1 protein-coding gene is annotated in these 1333 nt (G+C 59.6%); it reads left to right on the top strand.

Annotated elements, in window-relative coordinates; translation table 11 throughout:
- The first annotated feature begins 63 nt into the window (after nucleotides 1–63).
- Nucleotides 64–1278 (top strand): IS256 family transposase, encoded by a 1215-nt coding sequence (locus tag ACEWPL_RS19385; RefSeq protein WP_393928657.1) that lies wholly within the window; start codon nucleotides 64–66, stop codon nucleotides 1276–1278.
- Nucleotides 1279–1333: the final 55 nt, after the last annotated feature.

Genomic DNA, 1333 nt, shown 5'->3' with positions numbered 1-1333 from the left:
GAGAGTGTCCTGTCTTCTGTGTAACTGGGAACTGGTCCATGCTTCCTGAGAGGAGCAAGGACGATGACGATTTCCAAGGAACTGCTGGACGAACTACTGAAGGGCTGCGAGCGGCCTGAAGATCTGCTTGGCGATGCCGGGCTGATGAAAGAGCTCAAGATCAAGCTGATGGAGCGGATGCTGGGTGCCGAGCTGACCGCGCACCTGGGCTATGAAGATGGCAAAGATGCTCCGGCCGATCAGTCCAACCGGCGCAACGGCACATCCTCCAAGCGGCTGAAGGGGCAGGACGGCGAGGTGCCGATTGCCGTGCCGCGCGACCGCGACGGCAGCTTCGAGCCTGAGCTGGTGAAGAAGGGCCAGACCCGGATCGACGGGATGGATGACAAGATCATCGGTCTCTATGCCGCCGGCCTGACGGTGCGTGACATCCGCGCCCACCTTGAGGATGTCTATGGCCTGCAAGTGTCGCCCGACCTGATCAGCCGCGTCACAGATGCCGTTCTGGACGAGGTCCGGGACTGGCAGAGCCGCGCGCTGGACCGGATGTATCCCATCGTCATTTTCGACGCTCTGCGGGTCAAGATCCGCGACGCTGACAGCCGCATGGTCAAGAACAAGGCTGTCTACGTCGCTCTTGGCGTCAACAGGGATGGCATGCGCGAAGTTCTTGGTCTTTGGATCGCCGACAACGAGGGTGCCAAATTCTGGCTCTCGGTGATGACGGAACTGAAGAACCGCGGGGTGCAGGACATCCTGATCGCGGTCGTGGACGGTCTCAAGGGCTTCCCTGACGCAATTACCGCAGCCTTCCCGGACACGGCCGTGCAAACCTGCATTGTCCACCTCGTGCGCCACTCGCTGAACTTCTGCGCCTGGAAGGATCGCAAGGAGGTGGCCGCTGACCTGAGGCGGATTTACAGCGCCCCGACTGCCGATCAGGCAGCCGCCGAACTGGATGCCTTCGAAGAAAAATGGGCCGGCAAATATGCATCAATCGCCCCTGCTTGGCGCAGGGCTTGGCAGGAGGTGATCCCGTTCTTCGCCTTCGATCCGGCCATCCGCAAGATCATCTACACCACGAATGCCATCGAGAGCCTGAACCGGGTGATCCGCAAGTCCATCAAGACGCGCGGATCGTTCCCGACCGAGGACGCCGCCACAAAGCTGATCTATCTGGCAATCCGCAACTTCGAGAAAGGAGGCAGAAATGTTCGAGAATGGTTTGCCGCACGCAACCATTTCGCCATAATGTTCGAAGATCGATTCAATGCGTGACCGTATCTGAAACCCGCATGGGCCAGACCCGATACACAGAGTTCATGACACTCCC

This window comes from Roseovarius roseus, from assembly GCF_043355935.2.
Taxonomy (GTDB): Bacteria; Pseudomonadota; Alphaproteobacteria; order Rhodobacterales; family Rhodobacteraceae; genus Roseovarius; species Roseovarius roseus.
This window is presented reverse-complemented; position numbering and strand designations above follow the sequence as displayed.

Excerpts from the sequence above, each read along its gene's own strand:
- ACEWPL_RS19385 (WP_393928657.1), top strand. The coding sequence starts at position 64 with ATGACGATTTCCAAGGAACTGCTGGACGAACTACTGAAGGGCTGCGAG.